This window comes from Rhodococcus sp. IEGM 1372 (assembly GCF_030056835.1).
Lineage (GTDB): Bacteria > Actinomycetota > Actinomycetes > Mycobacteriales > Mycobacteriaceae > Rhodococcoides.
Genome location: NZ_JASHKS010000005.1, coordinates 81,439 through 106,547 on the forward strand (window position 1 = coordinate 81,439; position 25,109 = coordinate 106,547).

Annotated in this window: 22 protein-coding genes and 1 tRNA gene; 11 read left to right on the top strand and 12 right to left on the bottom strand. The window is 64.4% G+C overall.

Going from position 1 to position 25,109, the window contains the following annotated elements:
* Window positions 1-6: 6 nt before the first annotated feature.
* Window positions 7-1,725, bottom strand: coding sequence for an aldehyde dehydrogenase family protein (locus QM590_RS08330; RefSeq protein WP_411741315.1), 1,719 nt, complete (start codon window positions 1,723-1,725; stop codon window positions 7-9).
* Window positions 1,726-1,913: 188 nt separating this feature from the next.
* Here QM590_RS08330 and QM590_RS08335 point away from each other — a divergent pair, with 188 nt between their 5' ends.
* Window positions 1,914-3,101 (top strand): PucR family transcriptional regulator, encoded by a 1,188-nt coding sequence (locus tag QM590_RS08335; RefSeq protein WP_094640608.1) that lies wholly within the window; start codon window positions 1,914-1,916, stop codon window positions 3,099-3,101.
* Window positions 3,102-3,104: 3 nt separating this feature from the next.
* On the opposite strand, the gene QM590_RS08340 is transcribed toward QM590_RS08335, so the two are convergent.
* The 6 genes from QM590_RS08340 to QM590_RS08365 form a co-directional block, all read right to left on the bottom strand.
* Window positions 3,105-4,061, bottom strand: coding sequence for an esterase/lipase family protein (locus tag QM590_RS08340; protein WP_269594513.1), 957 nt, complete (start codon window positions 4,059-4,061; stop codon window positions 3,105-3,107).
* A gap of 167 nt (window positions 4,062-4,228) precedes the next feature.
* Window positions 4,229-5,080 (bottom strand): glycoside hydrolase family 16 protein, encoded by an 852-nt coding sequence (locus tag QM590_RS08345; protein WP_082898707.1) that lies wholly within the window; start codon window positions 5,078-5,080, stop codon window positions 4,229-4,231.
* 305 nt (window positions 5,081-5,385) lie between these two features.
* A tRNA-Gly gene (locus QM590_RS08350) sits at window positions 5,386-5,459 on the bottom strand.
* Between the two features lie 31 nt (window positions 5,460-5,490).
* On the bottom strand, window positions 5,491-7,272 hold the full coding sequence (locus QM590_RS08355; protein ID WP_269594514.1) for a putative bifunctional diguanylate cyclase/phosphodiesterase: 1,782 nt from the start codon (window positions 7,270-7,272) through the stop codon (window positions 5,491-5,493).
* Window positions 7,273-7,389: 117 nt separating this feature from the next.
* Window positions 7,390-9,519 (bottom strand): Rv1355c family protein, encoded by a 2,130-nt coding sequence (locus QM590_RS08360; RefSeq protein ID WP_269594515.1) that lies wholly within the window; start codon window positions 9,517-9,519, stop codon window positions 7,390-7,392.
* Window positions 9,516-10,229 carry a hypothetical protein gene (locus tag QM590_RS08365; protein ID WP_269594516.1) on the bottom strand — a complete coding sequence of 238 codons (714 nt, stop codon included), beginning with the start codon at window positions 10,227-10,229 and terminating at the stop codon, window positions 9,516-9,518. Before QM590_RS08365 ends, QM590_RS08360 begins: the two co-directional genes overlap by 4 nt.
* 140 nt (window positions 10,230-10,369) lie before the next feature.
* Between QM590_RS08365 and dcd the strand changes: the two genes are divergently transcribed.
* The 7 genes from dcd (at window position 10,370) to QM590_RS08400 (ending at window position 18,014) form a co-directional block, all read left to right on the top strand.
* Window positions 10,370-10,948 carry a dCTP deaminase gene (gene dcd / locus QM590_RS08370; RefSeq protein ID WP_269594517.1) on the top strand — a complete coding sequence of 193 codons (579 nt, stop codon included), beginning with the start codon at window positions 10,370-10,372 and terminating at the stop codon, window positions 10,946-10,948.
* A 106-nt stretch (window positions 10,949-11,054) separates the two neighbouring features.
* Window positions 11,055-12,635, top strand: coding sequence for an Hsp70 family protein (locus tag QM590_RS08375; protein ID WP_269594519.1), 1,581 nt, complete (start codon window positions 11,055-11,057; stop codon window positions 12,633-12,635).
* Window positions 12,636-12,690: 55 nt separating this feature from the next.
* Entirely contained in the window at window positions 12,691-14,133 is a 1,443-nt protein-coding gene (locus tag QM590_RS08380) for a CYTH and CHAD domain-containing protein (protein WP_269594520.1), read from the top strand.
* Window positions 14,134-14,214: 81 nt separating this feature from the next.
* Entirely contained in the window at window positions 14,215-15,300 is a 1,086-nt protein-coding gene (locus QM590_RS08385; protein ID WP_269594521.1) for a hypothetical protein, read from the top strand.
* 151 nt (window positions 15,301-15,451) lie between these two features.
* Window positions 15,452-15,739 carry an ANTAR domain-containing protein gene (locus tag QM590_RS08390; RefSeq protein WP_269594522.1) on the top strand — a complete coding sequence of 96 codons (288 nt, stop codon included), beginning with the start codon at window positions 15,452-15,454 and terminating at the stop codon, window positions 15,737-15,739.
* A 140-nt stretch (window positions 15,740-15,879) separates the two neighbouring features.
* Complete coding sequence (locus tag QM590_RS08395; protein ID WP_283279013.1) at window positions 15,880-16,848, top strand: Hsp70 family protein; 969 nt, start codon at window positions 15,880-15,882, stop codon at window positions 16,846-16,848.
* Between the two features lie 50 nt (window positions 16,849-16,898).
* Window positions 16,899-18,014 carry a fused (3R)-hydroxyacyl-ACP dehydratase subunits HadA/HadB gene (locus QM590_RS08400; protein ID WP_269594524.1) on the top strand — a complete coding sequence of 372 codons (1,116 nt, stop codon included), beginning with the start codon at window positions 16,899-16,901 and terminating at the stop codon, window positions 18,012-18,014.
* 96 nt (window positions 18,015-18,110) lie between these two features.
* Here QM590_RS08400 and QM590_RS08405 read toward each other — a convergent pair whose 3' ends face one another.
* Together QM590_RS08405 and QM590_RS08410 are read right to left on the bottom strand one after the other, a co-directional pair.
* Window positions 18,111-18,506, bottom strand: a complete 396-nt coding sequence (locus tag QM590_RS08405; protein ID WP_269594525.1) for a VOC family protein — start codon at window positions 18,504-18,506, stop codon at window positions 18,111-18,113.
* Complete coding sequence (locus QM590_RS08410) at window positions 18,503-19,057, bottom strand: CGNR zinc finger domain-containing protein (RefSeq protein WP_269594526.1); 555 nt, start codon at window positions 19,055-19,057, stop codon at window positions 18,503-18,505. Before QM590_RS08410 ends, QM590_RS08405 begins: the two co-directional genes overlap by 4 nt.
* A 52-nt stretch (window positions 19,058-19,109) precedes the next feature.
* On the opposite strand from QM590_RS08410, the gene QM590_RS08415 reads away from it, so the two are divergent.
* Window positions 19,110-19,700 (top strand): LysE family translocator, encoded by a 591-nt coding sequence (locus QM590_RS08415; RefSeq protein ID WP_269594527.1) that lies wholly within the window; start codon window positions 19,110-19,112, stop codon window positions 19,698-19,700.
* Between the two features lie 293 nt (window positions 19,701-19,993).
* Here QM590_RS08415 and QM590_RS08420 read toward each other — a convergent pair whose 3' ends face one another.
* Window positions 19,994-20,461: a winged helix-turn-helix transcriptional regulator gene (locus QM590_RS08420; protein WP_269594528.1), complete on the bottom strand. Its 468-nt coding sequence runs from the start codon at window positions 20,459-20,461 to the stop codon at window positions 19,994-19,996.
* A 93-nt stretch (window positions 20,462-20,554) separates the two neighbouring features.
* On the opposite strand from QM590_RS08420, the gene QM590_RS08425 reads away from it, so the two are divergent.
* Window positions 20,555-21,724, top strand: coding sequence for a thiolase family protein (locus QM590_RS08425; protein WP_269594529.1), 1,170 nt, complete (start codon window positions 20,555-20,557; stop codon window positions 21,722-21,724).
* A 191-nt stretch (window positions 21,725-21,915) separates the two neighbouring features.
* Here the strand turns inward: QM590_RS08425 and QM590_RS08430 are convergent, their stop codons facing one another.
* On the bottom strand, window positions 21,916-22,785 hold the full coding sequence (locus QM590_RS08430) for an alpha/beta fold hydrolase (protein WP_269594530.1): 870 nt from the start codon (window positions 22,783-22,785) through the stop codon (window positions 21,916-21,918).
* Window positions 22,786-22,799: 14 nt separating this feature from the next.
* On the bottom strand, window positions 22,800-24,029 hold the full coding sequence (locus QM590_RS08435) for a lipase family protein (protein WP_269594531.1): 1,230 nt from the start codon (window positions 24,027-24,029) through the stop codon (window positions 22,800-22,802).
* 290 nt (window positions 24,030-24,319) lie between these two features.
* Between QM590_RS08435 and QM590_RS08440 the strand changes: the two genes are divergently transcribed.
* Window positions 24,320-25,087, top strand: a complete 768-nt coding sequence (locus tag QM590_RS08440) for a TspO/MBR family protein (protein WP_269594532.1) — start codon at window positions 24,320-24,322, stop codon at window positions 25,085-25,087.
* Window positions 25,088-25,109: the final 22 nt, after the last annotated feature.

Sequence of the window (25,109 nt, forward strand, 5' to 3'; positions counted from 1 at the left end):
TGGGTTCTACCCGCGCAGGGCGGAGGCGAAGATTGCCGGCAGCTTGGACCAGGACGGTGCTCCCGCGAATGCGGTGAGCAGCTTGCCGGTCGATGCTGCGGTCTTGTTGGTGACGAACCACGGTGGCTTCGGGGAGATGGAGAGTTCGCCGTTGATCAGCGAGCGCGGCATCGGGCGGAAGGGCCCGCGCACCACTGTTCGCTCGGCTCCGTCGATCAGTAAGGCGTTGTGCACGATGCCGATTCCACTCTGGACGTCGTCGACGGTGTGGCCGGGGAATGCGCCCCAGGTGGCTGCTGCGGTGAGGAATCCGATGGCCGTCCAGGCGTTGACGGCGATGGTGCCGTAGCGCAGGTCGGCGAGCATGGTGTCGAACTTCTCCCCGAGTCCCTTGATGGTGCCGGGGGTGCCGATGATGTTGATGCCGAGGGTGCCGGTGAATTCCTCGTTCGCGGCCTGAACCGCCTTGGCGGCGAATGCTGCTCCGCTGTAGGGCAATTCGATGATGCCCATGACCGGTGCGAAGTACTCGGTCTGCAGCAGCGGTGCGTATTCACCGGGGTTCAGGTCGGTGATGAGTACGCGGCCACCGCGCTCGCCGAGGCGCTCGGCGGACGGGTAGGTGGCGGTGGCGTCGGACACTCGCTTGTCGCTGCCGGGGTAGTACGGCGCTCGTGCAGGCGCGCGGTCCAGGGCGGTGCGCAGGGCGGCGACGAACTCGTCGCGCTGCTTCCATTCCGAGGACAGTACGACGACCTGCGAAGCGACGCAGTTGTATCCACTGTTGTGCAGGCGTTGGGTGGCGATGTGTTCGGCCTGGAATTCGATGTCGGCGCGGCTCCACTCACCGGGCAGAACGATGGTGGGCGAGACGCCACCGAGTTCGCTGGAGATCTCCTTGGTGAGGATCGGGTCGTTGGCCGCCTTGCGGGCAGCTCCGTCCGGGCCAGGACCGAAGACGATCGCGTCGTGCGTGATGGCGCTGCCGGTCATGTGGACGTGGTCGACACGATCGTGCTGCACCAGGTAGGTGCCCACGTCGGCTCCACCGGTGAGCAGGCGCAGTGCGCCGATGTCGACGAGCGGCGCGAGAACCTTCTCGAACACCGGCAACAGTGGATCCATGATGGGGTTGAGCTTGAGTGCGACGACTCGGTTGAACGCGATCAGTTCGTACAGCGCGTCCAGCGGCGCGATCGAGGTGATGTTGCCTGCGCCCAGTACCACTCCGATCCCCGCGGTGCGGGTGGGATCGAGCTGGGCGAGGCCTGCGGTCCGCTGTGCGGTTGCACGGTCGATTCCTGGCTTCAGCCATACCTCGGCGGTGAACCCGTTGAGCAGGAGGCGCTCGAAGATGTTGAGAGGCAGCACCGAGACCGTCGTGCGCCCACCTGGTGCCGTTCCGAACGTGGCACCGGCCAGCGGGCTGCTACCGGCTTCGAGCGCCGCGAGTGTGTGCGCCACGGTGCCGAGTCCGTTCAGGAACGAGTACGGACCCGACAACCATTCCTCTCCGACGAGGGTGGACGAGGCGTCGAGCTTCTTGATCGACGCTGCCGCCGTCACCCACTCCTGCGCGTGAGCTGTGGTCAGTGCGTGCACGCGCTCGAGCAGGGCACGGCGCTCGGCCAGGGTGAGGCGTCCCCAGTTCTTCTCTCCCTCGGACAGATCGGCGAGTGCGGAGTCGACTGCCTCGGTGGGTCCCGGCGTCGGTACGGGCTTCAGGTGTGGGGTGACGTCGCTGGTCAACTTCTCGGCTCCACTCGTCGTTCGGGTACACGCTTCCACTGTGATTGTGGTCGCACTCGGACGTGGGACGCTATGGGCCACGGCTCTCAATCGGATGCAGCGGTTTGTGCAGCGGCACAATTTGGCTGTGGCGTGGCTTACACGGGTGAGGTTAGAGTTCTGTCATGACCGCCACCGAATTCGACGTGCATCCGTCACCGACCGATCTGGCCGCGACGATGCTCGACGGCGTCGACGATCTGGCCACGGAACTCGTGCGACGGATCCTGGGGGCCGAGCACGCCTACCTGGAATCGACGCTGCTCACCACCGAGCAGCTCTACGAGGCGTCGCGGAGCAACCTGGCGTCGATGCTGGGCAAGCTGTCCGGTCGTGCTCCCATGCGACTCGAGTCGGCTCGGGACGCGGGCCGACTCAAGGCGGAGCAGGGGGTACCGCTGGCTGCCCTGCTTCACGCTTTTCGGTTGGGCGGCAGGTTGGTCTGGGACGAGTTGATGGAACGTTCGGACGGCCGGGCGAGTCATGCGCTGCTGGACATGGCCGCCCAGGTCTGGGCTCTGGTCGACGTGTACTCCGACGAGGCAGCGGAGGCCTATCGAGAGAGTGCCGACATGCGCGCGCGGGAGAGCGCCGAAGCCCGTGGACGCCTCATCCGTGTGCTCTTCGCCGATCACGGCGCGAATCCGACTGCGGCAGCGGACGCGTTGCGCACGTTTCGCATTCCCGACCATGGCTACTTCGCGGTGGTCTCGCAGGAGCCGTTGACCGCAGCGATGGGAATCGACGGGTTGATCTCCCGCCTCCGTACCGCGGGTGCCGAATCGGTGTGGGACGCCGAGGTGGACGGGAGCGTCGGGCTGATCTGTGCCGCAACGGAATCGGAGATCGATTGCGCGTTGATCACGCTGAGCGAGCTGTGTCCGGGACGGGTGGGGGTGAGTTCGGTCTTCCGGTCTCCGTCGGGTATCGGTGATGCCGTCGGTCAGGCCCGGTTGGCGAGGTCGTGCACCCCGAACGCGGCCTCACCGTCCGCGCCGGTGCGCTACGACTCCGTGCCGGTACCGCTGCTGCTGGTTCGCGATCCCTCGTCGGGCCGCATCGCCTCGCGTCAGATACTCGGTGATCTGCTGGCGCTGCCGCGAGCCGAACGGCAGAGCCTGCTGGACACTCTCGACGCCTGGTTCTCGTGCGGCGGTTCCACCCGCGACGCCGCCGAATCGCTGCACTACCACCGCAATACGGTGTTGTATCGGCTGCGTCGCATCGCCGAGCTCACCGGACGCGACTTCCGTGATCCGATTCAAGCCGCGGAACTCTACGTCGGGCTCAGGGCGTATCAGCTGCTGACGTGAGGGTCAGTGGCTGGCGAGGACGACGTCGAGAATTCCGGCTCCCAGCGGCACCGGTACGCAGGTCGGGGGACGCGCGTTCGCCGGGTCGAGTGCGTTGAGCGCCAGCCGCAGCGCGGTGGGGTCGTAGGTGAACGTGAAGTGCGCTACCTCGGTATCGGGGCACACGTCCTGTACCACGATGTTGTGCGCTCCCGGATCCCGCAGCAGCGCATTGGTGTACGGCTGGATCACCTCGTCGACCCTCGTCGCGATGGAGGTGTACTCCACTCCAGGCACGGTGTCGCCGCCTGCATTGAGGCGTTCGAGAAAATCGGATCCGGCCATCAGTTGGGCGAGCCCTGGGCCGAATTCGCCTGCTACGACCCCGGTTGCACCTGGCACTGCCTGTACGACGGGCGCAACTCCGTACATGGTGCCGCCGTAGGTCGGTGATGCGATCCCCACCCATCTGTCGACCACATAGGAACCGCCGAGCCTATTGACGAAGTATCGAGCGACCGCGGCACCCTGCGAGTAGCCGACCACGTCGACGGCTTCGGCACCGGTTGCCTGGAGTATCGACAGTGTCATCGACTTCAGTTGCGCTGCACTGTCTTCGATGACACCGTACCCGTTGGATTTGCCGTCCGGCGAGGTGCCGTAGTTGATGGCGAAGACGCAGAATCCGGCTGCTTTCAGGATGGGTGCGAAGCCGGCCCAGTCGGAGTACGCAGTGGCGTCGGTGCCGTGTACCAGGACGACGGGATTCGGGTGCGCCGCAGTGGGCTTGCAGCCAATGTCGTTGGCCCCGGGAGGTGCGGCGTCGCGATTGGATGCGGCGTAGCGGATGGCATCGGCGTGATCGGGTTGCTCGGGGGCAGCGGCGATGGGCATCAGCGGCCCCGCGTGCGCGGAGGGTGCCAGCAGCGCAGCGGCAGCGACGATTACGAGGGTGATCAGACTTCGCCGTGGCCCGCGCATGAATAGACCGTATTCCTGTAACTGTGGAATGTCCCTATGAGTGGGCGTGCGGACTGAGAAAAGTCACAAGAATTGTTCTTCGATCGAAACCGTGCCCAGCGCGTACGCCGCACGGGACCCAGCCGTGGTGGCTGGGCCCCGTGCGAAGAGAAGGATTGCTCTGCAGGTCAGAGGCGACTCACACGCAGCCAGTCGACACTCATCGTCTGCGGGTACGGCGTGCTGTTCAGCGTCTTGCCGGTCCAGTTGTTGCCCACGGCGACGTTGAACAGGATGTAGTGCGGCCACGCGCCCGAGAACGCCTTCCAGTTGCCGCCCTTCGCCTCGTACTGGGCCTGAGTGAAGGAGTATCGAGCGACTCCGTCGACGAACCAGGTGATGCTGTTCGGTAGCCAGTCGATGCGGTACGTGTGGAATCCGTTGCCGACCGGATTCATACTGCCGCCGGTCTTCACATCTTGATTGGAGTTCCACTTCGACGGGCCGTGCAAATTGAATGACGGTCCGTACAGTCCGGGAATTTCGACGATGTCCACTTCCCCTTGGCTGGGCCATGAATATTCGCCACCGGGTTGTAGACCGAGGGTCCAGAATGCGGGCAGCAGACCCTGGGCGCTCGGCATCTTGATCGATGCTTCGATGCGGACCGGTGGCGTCACCGATTGCTTGCCCATGCTGACCACGCGGGCGCTGGTGAAGTTGTACGGTGCCCGCTTGCGGTCCGGTGGCGTCTCTCGACGCGCGGTGATGTTCAGTGAGCCGTTGAACTGGTTGGCGTTGTTCCAGGAGTCCGTATAGTACTGCTGCTCACCGGAACTCGCGCCCCAGCGGCCGGTCTGAAACCCCCATTTGGAAGGGTCGGGTCCGCCGTACCCGTTGAATTGGTCTTCCCACAGCACGGTTCCTGCTCCGCCCTGGGTTCTCGGGGGCGCGGCCAGTGACGGGGCTGCGGTCGCCGACGAGACGGCTACGGCCATCGTCGTCAGGGCGACCGCGACAATTGTGAATAGTGATCGCATGAGGGGGATTCCTGTCAGGGTCATATGTCGGTGAACAAATGTCGACATTTGATTTCTAGCACGGCAAACTAGGCGACAGAAGTTTCTTTTGAAATGCAGGAATTCTTGCGAATACAATGAATGAATTAGCCTATGTTACTGGTCGGTAGCAAGGGTATCGACCAATGGTCTGCGGTGGTCGGTTTGTTTCAGGAGTGACCGCAGTGACTCGGGAGGGTTAGCGAAATCAGCGGTGTGGGCGAGGCTAAAGCGACTCGGAAGGGGCAGGAGTGGAGCCTGCAGGAATGACTCGAGGGGAGCCAGCGTGGAGCCGGTGACGGGAATCGAACCCGCCTCTCAACCTTGGGAAGGTCGCGTTCTACCAATGAACTACACCGGCGTGTGGTGCGGTTCGAAGGTTACCAGGGCGTTCAGATGTCGATTCGCACGCCGTGCAGCAGGGTGAGGGCGTCGTGTGCTGGTACCGGCTTGGAGAACAGGTATCCCTGTGCGCGGGTGCAGCCCAGTTCGATCAGGGTGTTTCTGGCGGTCTGGGTTTCCACGCCTTCGGCGATGATGTCGAGTCCGAATGCGTCGGCGAGTCCGATGATGGATTGGACGATGGCGAGGTCGCCGGTGTTCGTGGCTCCGAGGTCGGTGACGAAGGCGCGGTCGATCTTGAGTGCGTCGACGGGGAGTTCCTTGAGGTGGGACAGCGAGCTGTATCCGGTGCCGAAGTCGTCTATGGCCACTTGCACGCCGAGTTCGCGGAGTTCGCGCAGTGTCACGCGGGTGCGGGAAAGGTCCTGTACCACTGCCACTTCGGTGATCTCGAGGCAGAGGTCGGGCCCGGCTATCGAGAACTCCGTCAGTGCTCTGGCGACGGCACCGACGAATCCGTTGGTGACCAGTTGGACGGGAGATATGTTGACGCGCATGGCGATGTCGAGCTGGGGGATCTCGCGTTGCCAGTCGGCGAGGGTGCGGCAGGCGTGGTCGAGCACCCAGCGGCCGAGTTCTCCGGCGAGGTTCGTCTCCTCGGCCACCGGGATGAACGCGGACGGGGGGAGTAGGCCTCGGGTGGGGTGTTGCCATCGGACCAGTGCTTCGACTGCGGTGATGCGTCCGGTGACGAGGTCCACCTCGGGCTGGAAGTGCAGGGTGAGGGAGTCACCTGCGATGGCGTCGCGCAGATGGATCTCGACGTCGTTGCGGAGTTCGGCTTCGGCGTGCATCTCCTCGGTGAACAAGGCGATGTCGTGCCCGCCTCCGCGTTTGGCTACCAGGGCGGCTTGATCTGCCTGCCGCAGAAGCGACTCCGCGGTGTGCTTGCCCGGCTGGCCGAAGGCGATTCCGATGCTCGCGCTTCTGCTGATGCGTTCGACTCCGAGGGTGACGGGGGCGTACATGGCGTCGGCGATCATCTCGGCGTGGTGTGCTGCGACGCGGGCCGAGCACGGCCCGGCCAGTACCACCAGGAATTCGTCTCCGCCCAGGCGTGCCACGAGACCGGCCGACTTGCCGACGAAGCTCTGCAGTCGGTCGGCGATGGTCTGGAGGTAGTGGTCTCCGGCGAGGTGTCCCAGAAAGTCGTTCAGTGCTTTGAGTCGATCGAGGTCGATGTGCATCACGGCGACCGGACCGGGCATGGCCGGGTCGAGTCGTTCGCGGAGGTGTTGTGTGAGCGCTGTGCGGTTCGGCAGTTTGGTCAGGTGGTCGTGCAGCGCCGAGAACCGGAGCTGCTCCTCGGCGCTCACTCGCGCCTGCAGTTGGGAGAGCAGTGCCGCAATTGCTTTGAGCGCGTTGAGTTCTGCCTCGGACCACGTTCGGTCGCCGATCTTGATGAAGCCGAGGATGCCGGTGGTGCGTTCCGAGTGCAGCAGCGGCACGACGGCCATCGAGGTCGCGGAGAATCCCGACGCGTCCTCTACGCGGCGGCGGTAGTCCTCCTGCTCCGGGTCCGGCCGAAACACTGCCGGTTCGGTCAGTGTTTCGGCCAGGCGGAACACCGAGTCTGCTTCGTCGAAGTAGACCACTGCCAGTGGGTCGGGATCGGGCACGCTCAGTCGCGGTGGCCATTCTGCGCTGAGTCTGGTGGCCCTGGCCTCGAAATCGTTGTGCCGGAGGAAGCTGAAGTCGATGCCGAGGTAGTCCACGAGTTGCCGCAGCACGGAGTCGTAGGCCTCGCGCACCGTCGCCGCATCGACTCCCATGAGTTCGGTTGCGACGCCGGTGACGAGGACCTCGAGCGTCCGATTGTGCTCCAGGGCCCTACTCCCGCCTCTCGTAGACGCAGTGCAGGACTGTTCCCCCTGGTCTTCGCCGGAACTCTACCCCGATACAGACGCTGAAACAGGAAGTCTGCGACTATGTATCGGGTTTTTCGGGGCGCTACCGAGCCGCAACACCAGCGCGACGGACTCTGTGTTTTCGATTTCAAGCAGTGCGCGAAACTCGAAACTCAACTGCTGCAGCGTTTCTGCGTGGTGGGGTGCCAGTTGTCGATATTCCTCCGCGGTGCGCGCGTAGAGGAACGCGGGGGAAACCGGCTGCACTGCCAAGCCGCGCAAATGCGCAGTTACCCAAACGTTCTCCGTTGCACATCCCCCGATGATGTAATCTGCTGCGGTCGATCCGGGTACGACGACCACTGCGAGTGCCGAACTCGACAGCACACGGTCGCGCATGTCGGTCCCCAGCGCTGCACCGGCGTCCCACGCCTGCACGAGCTCCATGACGTCCGGCCGTTTGACGATCTCGAGCTTGGACAGGTCCGCGTCGTCGATCCCCAGAGTCGACACCTCGATTCCCCGGTCGGGATCGAGATCTCCCGGCCAGCGCAACTCGGAGAACATGTCTCGATGCAGGTGCGGTGTGAGGTACCGGATCCGATCGGCGGCGGCGAGGATATCCGCGGCCGCTGCGATGGACTCGGGTGCGGTCAGCAACACTGCCCGGCCACCCTCTGCCTCTGCCGCGGCGGCGATGTCGGCGGCGATGCCGGCGTCCAGGGGTGCGCCGGTGCCCATTTCCCGGTTGGTGCACCGTTCGAGAACGCCGTCGAGCAGGCGTCGATCCGTGACGGGTTGTGGGTCGACCGCACTCAGGGTGATCTCGACTCCGCGGTCGGTGACCTCGGTGCGGTCGAGCCTGCCCTGCGCGGTGGCCACCACGCGCGCGTTGAAGGCGGCCGCACCCACTGCCACGCAGCTGCCCCGGAAGGCGACGTCGAGGGTCGACGTGCGGGAACGATCCACCCCGATCCGCACGGTGCGTCCTTCACGGGTGAACGTCCACGGCTGACTGTTTCCACCGGACGGTGCTCGGCGCGCAGCGTCGAGAACGAGCGCGTCGGGATCGACGGATGCGTGGTGAGCGTCGACGGCGGTGTCGACCGAAGACTGCTGCGCCCTCGGCGTCGGGTGCGGGGCCGCGAGCGCGTCGAGATGGGTCTCGAGATCGACGCGGATTCGTCCGGAGGGCAGGTGCGCTCCGGTGCCGAAGCGTCGAACGGCTGCTGCGATGGTTGCGCCGCCGAGTTGAACGTCGCCGCCCAATTGTGGCCAGGTCTCGATCGTTTCGCTCACTTCCACCATCGAGGCGGCCATCCGGGCCGAGAGCAGTGAGGCGTCGAGCTGATCGAGCACGATGGGAATCTTGTCGCGCGTGCCCAGCCCCCGCAGGCTCGTCGAGTCGATCTCGCCGAGCACGCCGTGGAACACCGGACGGTCGGGTTCGAGGTCGAAGCGCTCGACGTCGAGCAGTCCTCGGTCGGAGGTCTCCATCAGTACCGGGATCCCTCGCGAGCGGGCTGCCTCGCGGGCGCGGACCTTGACATCGAGGGAGTCGCATTCCTCGACGAGCAGATCGAGTCCGTCGAAGAACTCGTCGATGGTGTTCTCGGTGATTCCGTCCTCGGCGATCTCGACGCGCAGATACGGGTCGATTTCGGCAATGCGTCGGGCCGCGACGACCGCTTTGTTGACCCCGAGATCGAGGATGGACGCGGGAATTCTGTTGAGGTTGGACAGTTCGATCTCGTCGAAATCTGCGAGTCGAAGCGTCCCGCAGATTCCTTCGAGTGCGAGAGTGTGGGCAATGGCGTGCCCGACGCTGAGGCCGATGATTCCTATCGTGAGATCTCCCAAGGAATTCTGTTCCTCGAGGGTTATCTTGTTTCTGTTCCTGTCCAGCCGCAGGTGTCGAAACGAGCGGGGTCCGAGTACCGCGACAACCGTCTTTCGCCACGGAAAGAAAACCCACCTGTCGTTTTCGTCGAGAAGGCTCTGCTCAGGGCTGGGAAGCAGTGAGTGCAGGCCTTTTCTCTGCGTCTTTCGCTCGTCCAGGAAAGTGAGGGTGGGGTCGGCTCTGAGTTCGTCGAGCGCGTCGCGCTGTGTGGCGTCCGTCTCGTCGAATATCACAGGCTTCCAGTGGTGGCCGGGCGTGGTTCGATCGTTCATGATGCGACTGCTTCCGGGAGTTCGACGGCTGCGCGGCGGTGTGCGAGCAGGGTGACCGTGTTGTGCCGCATCCGGCGCCAGGTGGCCAGGTCGGCGTTGAATGCGAGTGTTGTTCTGTCCCACCAGAACACCTCGGTTCGATAGCGATCGTCAGGATAGGGGATCGGCGCGATCTGGGTGGCGATGACGGCGCCGGTGTCGAGCCATGCGGTACGGACGTGGGAGGCCGCGGTGGCAAGGGCGTAGCGCGCACCGAGAAGTGCCGTGCTGTAGGCGGGTGATTCGGCGATCATTGCGGTGACGGCGCGGCCGTGGGGTGCGTGCTGAGCGACCCACGCGGATTTGAGTTCGACGACTCCGTGGCCGATGCGTTCGTCGAGCATGGTGTGCACGTGGCGTAGCCCGTCGGGGTATTCGGCGAATTCGATCAGTGCGTGCGATTGATCGACCGAGGAATACGGTCCTTGCACTCGCACGCCGCCGACTATCTGTCCGGTTCGGTCGAGTGCGGCGAAGAACAGTGCCGTGCTGCCGCCGTCGCGAATGGCCGACATTTCGAGTGCGCTGGTCACGCCGTGTCGCATGTAGCTTTCCTCTGCGCCGTCCAGGAATTGTTCCCACAAGGCCGGATTATCAGCGGGAGTGGTGGCCAGAACGAGGCATTGGGATCGGTGATCCCAGTACGAGGGGACGTCGAACGGAATTGTCATTTCACTCTTCCTGATAGGAGTTGCCCGAATGTGAAAGGTTGTACCGCTCAATTGTCCGGCTTTTCCTTTGCGGAGCTATGTGTTGCGATCGAGGCTCGGGTGTGTCGCGGGGGATCGCCCAGGACCAGTAGCCTGCAGAGGTGCTGCTCTCCGACCGTGACATCCGTGCCGAAGTGAACCTGGGAAACCTGGCGATCGAACCGTTCGACCCGTCGATGGTTCAGCCGTCGAGTGTCGATGTGCGGCTCGACAAGCTTTTCCGGGTGTTCAACAACACCCGTTACACCCACATCGACCCGTCTCTGCAGCAGGACGAGCTGACGACGCTGGTCGAACCTGCGGCCGGTGAGCCGTTCGTTCTCCATCCGGGCGAGTTCGTTCTCGGTTCCACGCTGGAGTTGACGACGCTGCCCGACTACCTGGCCGGTCGGCTCGAGGGGAAGAGCTCGCTCGGGCGGCTGGGTCTGCTCACGCACTCGACCGCAGGCTTCATCGATCCGGGCTTCAGTGGCCACATCACGCTGGAGTTGTCCAACGTCGCAAACCTCCCGATCACGTTGTGGCCGGGCATGAAGATCGGTCAGCTGTGTCTCTTCCGGCTGTCGTCGCCGTCCGAGAATCCGTACGGCAGTGCTGCGGTCGGCTCGAAGTACCAGGGCCAGCGCGGGCCGACGCCGTCGAAGGCCTACCTGAACTTCGTTCGGTCCAGCGTCGAGTAAGCGATCTGGCAGTTTGTTTTCTTGCCGTAAAACCTGATGAATGTCCGGTTGTAGCGGTACTCTGGTGGCCTGACGTGGGTTGGGGCCTACCAGAGCGAGGTTTCCAGTGTCCGCGGTTCCCGATGTGTTCGTACTCGGCGCTTCGTTGGGGTCGAGTGGTCTCCGCAGTGTGATCGGCGACAACGCTCGCCCCGGTGCTGTCCTGGAAGTGCACGAGCCCGTCGCATCCCGGCCCGCACCCAACGGCCTCGCTCCCGATCCGTGGGATGCCGTCATCACGTCGGTACACAATCTGGCGACCGAGTACGCGTCCGCGGACTTTCATCCGGTGCTCGCACTGCGCGAAAGCGACCCCAAGACGGCTTATGAGCAGGACTTTTCCGACGGCGTTGTGCTCGTGTCCGAACTCGGTGCCCAGCTGGGTGCGCTGCGTGAGACTCGGGTGCTGGCAGGCGAGCGCTGCGTCGCTCTGTTCGACGTCGGCGCATCCGGTACCTCGGTCTCCGTCGTGGACATCGACAGCGGTGATGTCCTCGCGTCGCGTCGAACGGACGCACTCGGTGGTGACGACTGCGATCGGGTGCTGTGCGATCACCTCATCGCGACGTTCGGTGCGGTCGAGGCGCTGACGGTCGAGGCTCGTAGGCGGCTCGTGCACGATGTCCGCGACGGGAAACACGAATTGGCTCTGCTTCGCAACGTCTCGATCATCGGACCGTTCGTCGGCGGACGTGCATCGCTGTGGCGTGGCAATCTCGACGAGCTCATCGTCGGCGCCGTGCACCGAGCCGTCTCGATGGCCGTCGACGTGCTGGACGCGGTCGGCGCGCAGGGCGTTCACGTCGACGCCATCGTCGCCGTCGGCGGTGGTGCCAACATGCAGATAATTCGGCAGGTCCTGTTCGACGCCGTGCCGATGCCGGTCTACGTGCCCGAGCAGCCGGAACTGCTGGCGGCGCACGGCGCGGCTGGGATCGCTCGAACGTTGGGTCTGCGGCCCGCACCGGCTCCGCCCGAGGTGGCCACCGATCGGTTCGCTGCCGTGGATCGGGATTCCGCAGACCTCGAGGTGGCCGCGGTTGCCTCGGTGGTCTCGAAGCGCCCGCGGCACAGCGACACCTCCTCCAAGCGGATGACCAGGGCCAACAAGTCCCGGCACGTCGGTGGCGCGCTCGCGGCACTCGTCGCGGTGTGTGCAGCAGGCACTGTGGTCACTGCGGCGGCACGGACCAGCGGCGACGATCCAGCGCCGTCGGTGGACACGTCGCAGGACTCCTCGCAGACCACTCGGCCGCAGTCCGTGGTGCCTGCCGCAGGCGGGGCGCCGGCCGACCGCATCGGGTCGTCGTTGCCGCTCGCGACCACAACGGCGCAGACCTCCCCTCCGATCGACGCGCCGGCAACGTCGTCCTCGTCCGAAGTACCGACCACGACGGACGCGGAGAGCGCCACCGCCACTCGGCGCACCGCGGTCACGACCAGTTCCCCACCCGACGTCGAGGAGACGACGGCAGCCGACAGGCCCACCCGCGATCGATCGACCGCGGTGCCGACGACGGTCGCACCTGTCTCCACGATTCGTCCGACCACACCGCGCCCCGCCACGACGACGCGTCCGACGACCACTACGCGGTCGGCTCGGACGTTGAATCTTCCGTTCCCGGACTTCGACTTTCCGCGACGCTGACGGGTGTGTGCTTTCCGACTCCGCAGGCCCCGGTACTCGAGGCAGGATGAGCGGTATGGAGTCGATTCAGACCGAACGCGAAGACAAGTTCGACGTCGACGCAGAGTTCCAGTTGCCCACTCTCGCTGCATTGGTGCCCACCGGCGGCGCACTGGTGTCGAGCGAAACCGACCTGAGCAGTGAGTACTTCGATACTGCCGGCCACGACCTGTTGCGACGGGGAATCACGGTGCGGCGTCGGACCGGTGATTCCGACAACGGCTGGCATGCGAAAGTCCCGGCGGAGAAGGCGCGGACGGAGATTCGGCTCCCCCTCGGCAATGGCGGCCATGATGCTGTGCCGGACGAGTTGAAGGACGTGCTGCGCGGTGCGGTGATGGGTGCCGAGTTGTCCGCGGTCGCGACTTTGACGACGCGTCGAACGATCCACACCGTGTCCGACGCCGACGGGGCGGTGGTTGCGGAGATCGCCGACGACGAGGTGTCGGTGGTCTTGATCGGCGGCGCTACCGGTCCGCGGTGGCGGGAGGTCGAGGTGGAACTCGGACCCGCAGGCTCGGAGTCGTTTCTGAAGAAGGCGGGCAAGGTGCTACGTGCTGCCGGTGCTCGGCCGTCGGCGCATCCTTCGAAGTTGGATCGGGCGCTGTCGGTGGTGCGCCAGGTGCCTGCCGAACCCGGGGCGGCGCTGTTGGCGGACTATCTCGATGATCAGGCACAGGCGATCGTCGCAGGCGATGTCTACCTGCGACGGGGGCTGGATCCGATCCATTCCACGCGGGTGGCGATTCGGCGATACCGCAGTACCCTTCGTGTGTTCGGAAGCCTGTTCGAGGACGAGCCCGCCGCACAACTCGAGGCCGAACTATCCTGGTATGCAAGCATTCTCGGCGAAGTTCGAGATCGTCAGGTGCAGCGTGCTCGGTTCGCGGCGGCGTTGCGCGAACTGCCGCGAGAATTGGTGCTCGGTCCGGTGGCGTCGCGAATCGAGAACGATCTGTTGGCCGAGCAGATTCGGTACCGCGAGGCGGCGATGACCGAACTCGACGGGGAGCGCTACCGGGCGCTGCTCACGACGCTGTCGGAGTGGTCGCGTGGGCTACCGATCGACGGCGAGGCCACCGACCGCGTGTTGGTCAAGCTTGCGCGCAAGGCAGGGAAGAAGGCGATCGATCGCACGAAGATCGCCGTGCGCGGCACCGACGACGAGGCGTTGCATCGCGCACGGAAGGCGTCGAAACGCGCGCGGTACGCGGCCGAGTTGGTTGCGCCGGTGGTGGACAAAAAGGCGTCGAAAGCGAACATCAAGCGCTTCAAGACGTTGCAAGAGGTGCTCGGAGAGCATCAGGACGCGGTGATCGCGGCCGAAATTCTGCGGACTCTCGGTGCGCGGGCAGGGACGACGGCGGGGGAGAACGGATTCACCTTCGGCCTGCTCTTCGAGCGTGAGCGCCGGGCCGCCGAGATGGCCCGGGACGAGGCGAGCAGGTTGGAGTTCTGACCCCCGAAACCGGCTTATTCCCTCGTTTCTAGGCTCAAAGGGTACTCTGAGTCGGAATCGAATTCGGGGGAGTCGACGATCATGGCCATTGCGCTCGGGGTGCACGTCGGTGACGACAAGATAGCTGCTGCGCTGGTCGAGGCCGATCTACCCGAACTCGGCCCCGTCGCCGCTCGCACCGTCTCGATCTCCGCAGTTCCCGGCGGTATCGGTGACGCGGTCACGACGCTGCTCGGAATCATGCGGGTGCAGGCCGCCCAGAACGACCTGCTGATCTCCGGATCTGCGGTGGTGTGCAACACCCTGCTCCAGTGCGATATCGTGCGCGCCGCCCTGCTCAACCATCATGTCGGCGACGTCGAGGTGTTGGACGTCGGCGATCCGCGGTTGGATGCCGACTTCTCGCTGGACATCGCAGCGGCACTGATCGGCACCGCAGCCGCTCTCACCGCGTGGACGGGCGAGCCGGTGGACTTGCCTACCGTGACGGGTGACGAGGGCCGGAGTGGTTCCGGCAGCGATGTTGCCGGTACTCCACGCAGCGCGCGACTGACGATGATCGGGTTGGGTGTCGCGGTTCTCGCCGCACTGAGCGGAGCCACGGTGTGGGCACTGGCGGCGGCCGATCCGACAGAGAATCCTGTGGTCGACACCGCCGATGTCGCCGAGATGCCGTCGAGCGGAGACAGTGAAGCCGCGTCGTCGGTGGCTGTGATCGCCGATTCGGCGGCCCCACCTCCTGGCCCGTCGGCTGTTCCGCCCGTCGAGGTCGGGTTGTTCGAGACTCCCGTGTACGGGCCGGCGCCGGTCAGTGCCTGGAGTGAAGCGCTCGCAGAGGGGCCGGTTCTCACTCCGTACGTCGAGGTGTCGTCGGGTGGCGGCAACTCCGGTGTGGACACCCCCGGAGACGGCAACGCTGGCAGTGGCGACTCGGACGGCGACTCGGACGCCGCTGCGGGCGGCGGCAACTCGGGTGGCGGTGGTTCCGGCGGTGGTGATTCGGGTGGAGAGGACACGCCGACCGTCGAGCCCGAGCCCGAGCCCGAGCCCGAGCCCGAACCCGAACCCGAGGTGCCGTCCACGGACCCGTCCGAGCCGACCACCGAGGCTCCGGAGACCACCGAGCCCACCACCGATGCAGCACCGCCGGGGGATCCGGTCGAATAGCCTTCGATTCGTTGATTCCATTGTGAGCGAGCGGCTTTGATACTTGGACAAGTCCTTCGCGTGACAGGCATGTGAATTCGACTCCGGCACCTGAACTTCTGCTCACGCGTCGCTACCATCTAGTGATCGACCAGTAGACAGTGAGTATCCGATGACCGACCATCCCGCAGCAGAACCGGTGACCCGCACGACCATCGACAGGGCCGTGGGTGTTCTCATCGCGCTCCGTGGCTGTAGTCCGGAGGAGGCGTTCTCCGAATTGGCGGCGCACAGCTTCCGTTTCGATGTCTCGCTCGTGCAGTCCGCCCGTTCCATCGTCGCAGCCGCGCGAGGGATGGACTCGGCCAACGGTGTCGCCGGTGCGGCGATGACGTCGGCGCAGGAGGAATGGGGTCCACTGCTGGCGGATCGTCGAGATCCTTTCGATCACGTGGCCTGAGAACGGACGCCATTCATCTTGAAGCTTGTTATATCTCCTAAAACAAACCACAAGTTCATTCAAATCACGATATTGCTGTCCAGACGGCGGTTCGGCGGCTACTATCGGCAGGTCGGAGTAGCCAGTCGAGTCGGGGAATCATGAGAACTGTCCTTGGTGTTTCGGTGGGTTCCGCAACTGCCCGAGGGGTCGCAGTCGATGCGATCGACGAGTCGGTGCGGTCGGCGCACATCGTTCACTCGTTCGATCCTGACGACCACCTTCAGGTCGCCATCGACTTGCTCGACTCCATGTCGCGCGACCAGATGGTCGACAGAACCGACATCGTGTTGGCCGTGCCCGACGATCCCGGTGCTCGCGCGCGGACGTCCGCCTACTCCACGTACGAGGCCGATCGCTTGCTTGTCGCTTCCGAACTCGGTGCTCAGCTGCGGTACCTGCGGGGCACAGGCCATCTCGAGGGTGCTCGTACCGTCGCGGTGTGTGACGTCGGGGCATCCGGCACCACAGTGTCCGTCGCGGACCCGGCCACCGGTACGGTCTTCTCTTCGGTGCGCACCACGTTGTTCGGAGGCAACAGCTGCGACGAGCAAGTCGCCCGCTACTTGCTCTCGACGTACGGAGCGGACGAATTGGCGTCCGATCATGCCCGAGCAGAATTGGCGGTCTCGGTCCGCACGGCACGCGAGCAGCTTTCCAGGCTGCGGGTGGCGGAAGTTGCCGGACCTTTCATCGGTGGTCCGGTCAGGTTGTGGCGCAATACCTTCGACGATGTCCTCGAGCGCAGCATCCGTTCTTTGGAGGACTGGGTGGCCAGCGTCATCGTCGACGCGCCCTGTGCCGTCAACGCCCTGGTGATGGTCGGCGGCAGCGCCAACATCCCGACGCTCAGGCGCCTGTTTCGTCGTGATCTGATGCTGCCGGTCGTCGCGCCGGCCAATCCTGAGTCCCTCACCGCGCACGGTGCGGCTCTGATGGCAGTCGACGCGGTCGCATCGCGTCGGCATCACCCGCGTGGTGCCGCGACCGCCAACGTCGCGCCGCCGCAACATGCCTCGATGGTGGGGACGGTCGGCTACCACGACTCACCACGACACCGCTCGGATTGAACCCACCGGCCTGGCCAACGAACGCCGTTGTTGGGTAGGTTGCTCGGGTAATGGTGAACAGTGGGGTACGAGACGGTGGGACAACAGTGGCAGAGCAGGTAGCGGAGTCCGGTACGGCAGCAACCGTCGGGGAAGCATTCGATCCGGCAGAACATGCTCGGAGCATGGTCGGTTATCACTACCGCACCGATGACTACTACGAGGTGGGCCGCGAGAAGGTCCGTGAATACGCCCGCGCCGTCCAGGATTTCCACCCCGCCCACCGGGACGGCGACGCCGCGGCCGCGCTGGGTCACAGTGCCCTCGTCGCACCCCTGACGTTCATGTCGCTGGTCGGCACCCTCGCGCAGAGGAAGCTTCTCCAGTCCATCGCAGAGGGCTACGACCTGAGCCAGATCCTGCAGACCGATCAGGTGCTGGTGTTCCAGAAGCCCATCCTTGCCGGCGACCAATTGACCTGCGATGTCTCGCTCGACTCGTTCAAGACGGTCATGGGTCGCGACATGATGGTCACCAAGAACGTCGTGTCCAATCAGAAGAACGAACTGGTGCAGACCACGTACACCACGCTCCTCGTCGGTCGGTCCGGCGAGATCGATCCGGCCATCGCCGAGTCTGCGAAGAACTTGGTGATGTTCGGCGCGACGACGGACGTCGGTGGTACCGATTCCGGCGAGAGCGACACACTGTCCACTCCGCAGGAACACGAGCCTCTGATCATCGAGGAGTACCGGGGTCGGCCTACGCAGACGTTCGACGGCGTGAACGTCGGAGACGAACTGCCGTCGCGCACGGTGCGCCTGACCCGCGGTGATCTGGTCAACTACGCAGGAGTTGCCGGTGACGCGAACCCGATTCACTGGAGCGAGCAGTTTGCCAAGCTGATCGATCTCGAGAACGTGCTGGCCCACGGGATGCTCACCATGGGCGTCGGCGGCGGCTACATCACCGAGTGGCTCGGCGACCCGGGCGCTGTGAAGGACTACACCGTCCGCTTCACCACCCCGATTCCGGTGGACACCCACAAGGCCGCCGAAATCGTCTTCACCGGCAAGATCAAGTCCAAGGACGAGGCGACACGTACTGCAGTGATCTCACTGGGCGCGACATTCGAAGGCAAGAGAATCTTCGGTCACCGCGCCACGGCAACAGTGCAATTGGGCTGAGTGCCTGCGGCAGTGGTGTGGTTGAGTGCCCCAGGCGGCGCTCAACCACACCACTCGATGCTCGGCTGGGGTAGTCGGTGTGGATGTGCGTCGGGGTCACACCCCCACAAAGATGCAGAATGGATGGCCGGCCGGGTCGGCATAGATTCGGATCGGCTCTTCCGGATCGTCCCGCAGATCCCGCATTAGTTGCGCACCCAATTCGATTGCGCGCAAGTGCTCTGCGTCGAGTTGCTCGACTGTGTCGACCCGGAAGTCCAGGTGCAACATCTGTGGGTGTTCGCCCTCCGGCCACGTTACGGCCGGTAGTGCGTCGATCTGCTGAAACGCGAGTCGCCACGAACCGTCGGGTGCGGTGATCGCGAGCCAATCCGGATCGATCGGTTCGGCGTAGCCGGGGACGTACTCGAATCCCAGTAATTGTCGGTAGAACTCGGCGGACTCACGGGCGTCGGTGCAGTCGAGGACCACTTGATGTACCGAAATGTTCATGATCTGCCCTTCTTGACGGCGTGGTGTCGTGCCGCGCGCGCCCGATTGCCGCATGCGCCGCAACACCATTGCTGATTGGGTCGATCCTGCAGAAACAGTTGACCGCATCGCGGGGCTTCGCACAACATCAGGCGATCACGATCCGGCCCGTTCAATAGGTCGATGAGGGCCGACGCAGCACGCGCACGGAGTGATTCGATCGGATCTGTCGTTCCCACAACATGTCCGACGCCACCGCCGTCTCCGAGATCGATTCGGCGGGTCACCGGGTGTCGCCGCGCAATGTCGTCGATGTGTTCGACGCTTTCTTCCGGAACGCCCATGCTCGACGCCACCGCCCGCAGCAGCGACAGTATGTGATCGCGCGTCAGCCGAAATGTGTCCACGTCGGCATCGGCGGGGATGACCTCGGGTACGCGAGCCCCCTGCAGTTCGGCCCAATTCTGGAGGTCGGTGACCGAACCGATCAACTCGGCGTAGGTGCCGCGCTGCAACTGCACGGTGTTGGCCACGTCGAGTGCGAAGTGGTCGCCGAGCCAGTTCCAACCCATATCCTGACTCTAACGGTATACGGATCGAAAAGCATCAGATATCGTCGAGATGATGACGGACATTCGATGGTTGCCGTTCTTCGGCGTGGTGCTGCTGGCGTACGCGATACCCGGGCCCGACTTCGCGGTGGTGGCCCGGGCGGCGGCGAACAGTCGCAGTGCGGGCTGGCGGGCTGGCCTCGGTGCGCAGGCCGGACTGTGCGTGCATATGGTCTCGGCTGTCATCGGAGTATCGCTGCTGATCTCTCGACTACCGATGGCGCTCAGTGCTGTTCGAGTTGCGGGTGGCCTCTACCTGATCTGGTTGGGAATCGTCGCGTTGCGAGATTCGGTGGCTTCGTCATCGGCGGCTACGGATATGCGCTGGTTTCGAATGGGTCTGACGACGAATCTCCTGAACCCCAAAGCGATTCTGTTCTTCGTCGCTATCCTGCCGCAGTTCGTCGACCCCGACGGTTCGCTGCCTCTGCAGATCGGGATCCTCGGAATCATCGACGTGGCAATAGGACTGGCAGTATGGGCGGTGGTAACCGCAGCCGTCGATCGCATGGCCGATCGTTCGGCGACCTCGAAGCTCTGGAACAGGGCAGTCGGAGTGCTGTTCATCGGCATAGGTGTGGCTTTTCTGGGAAACGCGACGTAGCCGAAACGAGCGACGTCGGTCAAGCTCTGAACGTACTCACGGTCGGCGTCGGTCGAGTACGTGTTGGACGCCGATGAACATGGCACCTATCACGATCGACTATCCCCGTGTTCGGATCGTATTTAAGGGTGCGGTCCCAGAGCGACGCGTCCGTTGGCTCCACGCTGTCCGGCAGCCAACGCCACTCGTCTCGCGGATCGGTCTTCGGTGCAGCACTTCGCTCATCGCCCACGAGCAGCAGGCTACGCGTGGTGCCTGCTGCGCGTGCGCTTCTCCGATTCGGATAGCGGTAGCTATGCGATGCGCACTCGCAGCTCGTTCATCGGCACCTCCGAACTCTTGTCGTCGGTGATGCGGACGTGGACTGGGCGTCCCTGCGCATCGACGACATCCAATGGTCCGTCGTCGTCCTGCAGGTATTCGTCGCCCCATTGCATCAATGCGAGTACGACGGGCAGCAGGTCTTCCCCCATTTTCGTCAGGACGTACTCGTAGCGCGTTCGTCCTTTGTCGGGGCGGTAGGGCTGTTTGGCGAAGATGCCCGCGTCGACGAGTTCTTTCAGACGGGCTGCGCTGCTGGCATCGGTGATGCCCACGCGTCTGCTGAAATCGTCGAACCGCGTCGTGCCGTAGAACGCCTCGCGCAGGATGAGCATGGTCGATCGGGTGCCGACCACCGACAGCGCACGTGCGATGGAGCAGCGGTCGCCGGCTTTCCAGTTGCCGAGATCGGACAGGGGACCGTCCATGTTGAGGGGCATGCCACCATACTACTGACTTTACAAAACTATAGCTAGCTCGTACGGTGATGTCAGCGATCCGACAGGAACGGATCGATCGGACAAGGAGTTGTCATGAGAGACGCAGTCATCGTCGAGGCAGTCAGAACCCCGGTCGGACGGGGCAAAGCGAACGGCACTTTGCATCCCGAGCATCCAGTGGACCTGATGGCCCATAGCCTGCGGGAAGTGTTGCAGCGCAGTGGAATAGATCCAAACCAAATCGACGACGTCATCGGTGGTGTCGTCACCGCAGTGGGTGATCAGGCGTCGAACATGACCCGACGCGCTGCATTGGCGGCGGGATATCCCGAATCCGTGCCTGCGACCACGGTGGACCGTCAGTGCGGAAGCAGTCAGCAGGCGATTCACTTCGCGGCGCAGGGCGTGATCTCCGGTGCATACGATCTGGCGATTGCGGCCGGGTCCGAGTCAATGAGTCGAATCCCGATGGGCTCCAACCTGATCGGTACCGAGGATCCTACGGGTGTTGCATTCGCCGAGAGGTATCCCGAGGGTCTTGTGCCGCAGGGCGTCAGCGCCGAACTGATCGCTACGCGTTGGGGCATCAGCCGCACCGAGATGGACGAGTTCGCATTGTCCAGCCACGCGAAGGCCTCGGCGGCAACCGGAGAGGGACGCTTCAAGAGGGAGATCAGCGGCATCCGTGGGCTCGATCGCGACGAGGGAATCCGCACCGGATCCACACTCGATGCGTTGGCCGGACTGCGTCCGGCCAATTACAGCGACGTCATGGCGCAGCGGTTCCCCGAAATCGGCTGGAACATCACCGCGGGCAACGCAAGTCAGATCAACGACGGTAGCGCCGCGGTCATGATCACCACCAGCGAGAGGGCGAAGAAGCTCGGCCTCACTCCGATGGCCAGGTTGCACAGCTTCGCCGTGGTCGGCGACGATCCGCTCATGATGCTCACCGCCGTCATCCCTGCCACGCAGAAGGTGCTCGCGAAGGCCGGGCTGACGATGAACGACATCGACCTGTTCGAGGTCAACGAGGCCTTCTCCTCGGTGGTGCTTGCATGGGCCAAGGAGACCGGTGCCGACCTGAACAAGGTGAACGTCAACGGCGGAGCGATCGCGATCGGTCACCCCCTCGGCGGCAGCGGTGCGCGCATCATGACGACAATGGTTCACGCCCTTGCCGAACGGGAGCAGCGCTTCGGCCTGCAGGTGATGTGTGAAGCGGGAGGACTCTCGAACGCCACCATCGTCGAACGCCTGTAAGTGCCTGCGGCAGTGGTGTGGTTGAGTGCCCCGGGTGGCGCTCAACTGCACTCGATGGCCGGCCGGCGTAGTTGGGCGTGGATGTGCACCGAGTCCACGCCTCGGGCCGCGCAAGATCGAGATTGCCCACGACAGCACGCAACGAACCATCGAGACCCAGGCAAGCTGATCCAGCGCCGGCGAACTCGCAGTTATGCAGACGAATCGGACCCGAAGCCATGCGTAACTGCGAGTTCGGCGTTGGTCAGGATCGCTGCAGCGGCCGCATCCGACGCTTGGGTCGGAATCCAGTGCGACACACCAGGTAATACCGTCAAGGTGTACGCAGCATCGACGTAGCGCTGCGCACCCTCGACGATGGATCGCCCGATGAACGTGTCTCCGTCACTCCAGACCATCGACGTCGGCACGGTGATACGCAGACGGCCGATGCCCGGGCTCGAGAACGGCAGTCCGCGGTACCAGGTGACAGCGAAGGGCAGTGCGCCGTAGTCGACGATCTCCGTCTTCGTCCGCTCGAGGTCGTCGTAGGTCATTCCGCTGCGCTCGTACCACTTCTCGGCCCTCTCGCCCGGCCGCATCATCCACTTCTCGGGCAGTACCGGCAATTGGAAGAACGCGAAGTACCAGGAGTGCAGTATCTGCTTCGAGGTGAGCAAGCCGGTCATGAAAGCACCGGGGTGCGGAACCGAGAACGCCGTCAGCGATGCAACGAGCTGAGGGTGTCGGCCTGCGGTGACCCAGGCGACGTTCGCTCCCCAATCGTGTCCCACCAGATGAACCGGTCTTCCGATCACCTCGAGCAGGGCGACGACATCGCTGACCAACGCTCCGACGCGATAGTCCCGACGCCGCTTCGGCCGGGCCCGCGGCGAGTAGCCACGCTGATCCGGTGCAACAGTGCGGAATCCGTGCTCGTTGAGTATTGCCATCACCGCGGACCATGACGATGCCCGCTCGGGAAATCCGTGCATTAACAACATGATCGGGCCGTCGAGCGGGCCCTGGTCGAGGACGTCGAACACAAAACCGTCGTGGGTGTACTCGGTGATTCTCTCCATCGCAGATCCTCTCGTCAGCATGTGCTGGGCACCGGTTGGCCTGCGAACACGGCAGCCAGGAACTGCATGGCTGCCTCGTCGCTGACATCGTGGCCCTGCTCGGGCTGTTCCTGCGCGACGATCGAATCGCCCAGAGCGCAGGCCCTTTCGATACCGTCAGCAGTCCACTGCGGCAGCACGACATCGTCCTTCGCGCCGTAGGCCACGAATATCGGCACCTCGGTTCGCACCTGGGGGAGTGTGTAGCGATCGATCACGTCGAGCAGCTGCTTCTCGGATTGCGTTGATTCGGAGACGAACTCGTCCGGTGCCATCGCCTCGACGGCTCGCTGCTTGGCTGCGACGTCTCCGCCCGAGCAGGTGAGCAGGAGCTCGTTGTTCTCTTCGGCGACGCTGCCACTGTAGTTCCTCGGGTCGATGGCGGGGTCGACCTGTTGTGCACCGTAGAGCACCGAGGGCATGAGTTCTTTCTGCGGTGTGGTGAGGGTTCCGTCCATTCCGGCCTGCACCAGGGGCTTCAGATCCGTCGGTGGCGACAGCGACACCGATGCCACCAGGTCCAAGCCCTGCCCATAGCTCGCGGTGAGTTCGTTTGCAGCCCATGCTGCTTGGCCGCCCTGTGACAACCCGACAGCGGCCCAGCGGGTGGACGTATCGGGCAGTGCGCTCTGGGCTGCGCGGGCCGCGTCGATCATGTTGTGTCCCGAGGTGCGCGGTTCCAGATACGGGTGGGTGCCGCCGCCCGTGCCGAGGCCCTGGTAGTCGGGAAGCACGGTGACGTACCCGAGCGCGGTGAAGTCCTGCACAGCGGATTGATAGCCGAGCAGATCGGGATACAGGGTGGGTCCACAGTCGGCCCGAACTCCGGTGGTGCCGTGCCCGTAGACGACGATGGGCCAACCACTCTCGGGCGGTGTGCCTGCCGGAACGGCTGCGACTCCTGACACCGCCGTCGGGGAGTCGTCGACACCCGACGTGGATTCGTAGACGAATCGGTACAGCGTGGCTCCGGTGTCGGAGAGCGTTTTCGATCGATCGCCGAAGTCCTCGGAATCGAGAACTGTGCCGGGCACTCCCGTGAGGTCGTACCGAGGGACCGGTGCAGTCGTCGTCTCGGCGGGCGTGGTCGTGGTGGCGGGCTCGGGTGTGGAGCTGCACCCGACGAGCGCGGACACCGCGCAAGTGGACGCCGCGAGTGCGGCTCCGACGCGTCGAGCTCGGCTCGGTCGACTGATGGCTTTCACTCCCGCGTGTCTACCAGACCGTGGCGGGAACCGGCAGGCTCAACTGCCCGAGTGCGTCCGCTGGACGTCGTCGACCAGTTCGTGAGTGACTCTGGTGCATTCCTCGTCGCACACGAGGTGGGACCTTCGCGTCAGCTCACCCGGTCTGCCGGCCCGGAGCGTGCGCGCTGTTCACCAGCGGAAGCGATGGCCCGACGAGCGAGACGACGTGTGCGAGTGACGTGGCCGGGCTCCAGCGAGGTCGGTAGAGACACTTCCGCAGGGGCGTTTGCGACCGTCGAATACGGGGGATGAGTGCTGCTATGAAGATCGTGGTTGCGGTCAGTGCTGTCGTGGCAGTCGTGGTGTCTTTTCTCGGGTCGGGTGCGTGGATCGGGACGCCTATTGCCGAGGCGGCAGGTGGGGCGCTGAGCGCCACGTCGACGCTGGTGGCACCCGCCGGCCCTGCGTTCTCGATCTGGTCGGTGATCTACACCGGGCTCATCGCCTACGCCGTCTGGCAGTTCCTCCCCGGCCGCACCGCACGCCACGCCGCGCTGCGCGCACCGATCGCTGCGTCGATGTTGATCAATCCGGCGTGGATTTTCGCGATTCAGATCGGGCAGGTGTGGCTGAGCGTGATCGTCATAATCGCGTTGATGGCGGTGCTCGTCCGCGTGTTCGTGCTGTTGCAGCGGCATCGACCGGAGGGTATCGCCGACGCGGTGATCACCGACGGCACGATGGGTATCTACCTCGGCTGGGTGTGTGTGGCGACGATCGCGAACATCTCCGCGTGGCTGGTGAGTCTCGGATTCACCAGTGGTGCAACGGTGTGGGCGGTCATCGTGCTCGTGGTCGCAGCCGGTGTCGGGGTGTTTCTGGCCCAGTACTCCGGGGGCGCGGTCGCACCGATGCTGGCGATCGTCTGGGGGCTGGGATGGTTGGCCCAGGGCCGTTTCTCCGGTGAGGTGACCGATACGACCGTCGGCTGGACAGCCGTTCTCGCTGCGGTTGTGGTCGCAATTGCCACGGTAGCCATCAGGTTTCGCACCCGTGAGGCAGTGTCGGTGCGATAGTTCCCGCGACCCTGGGCAGACC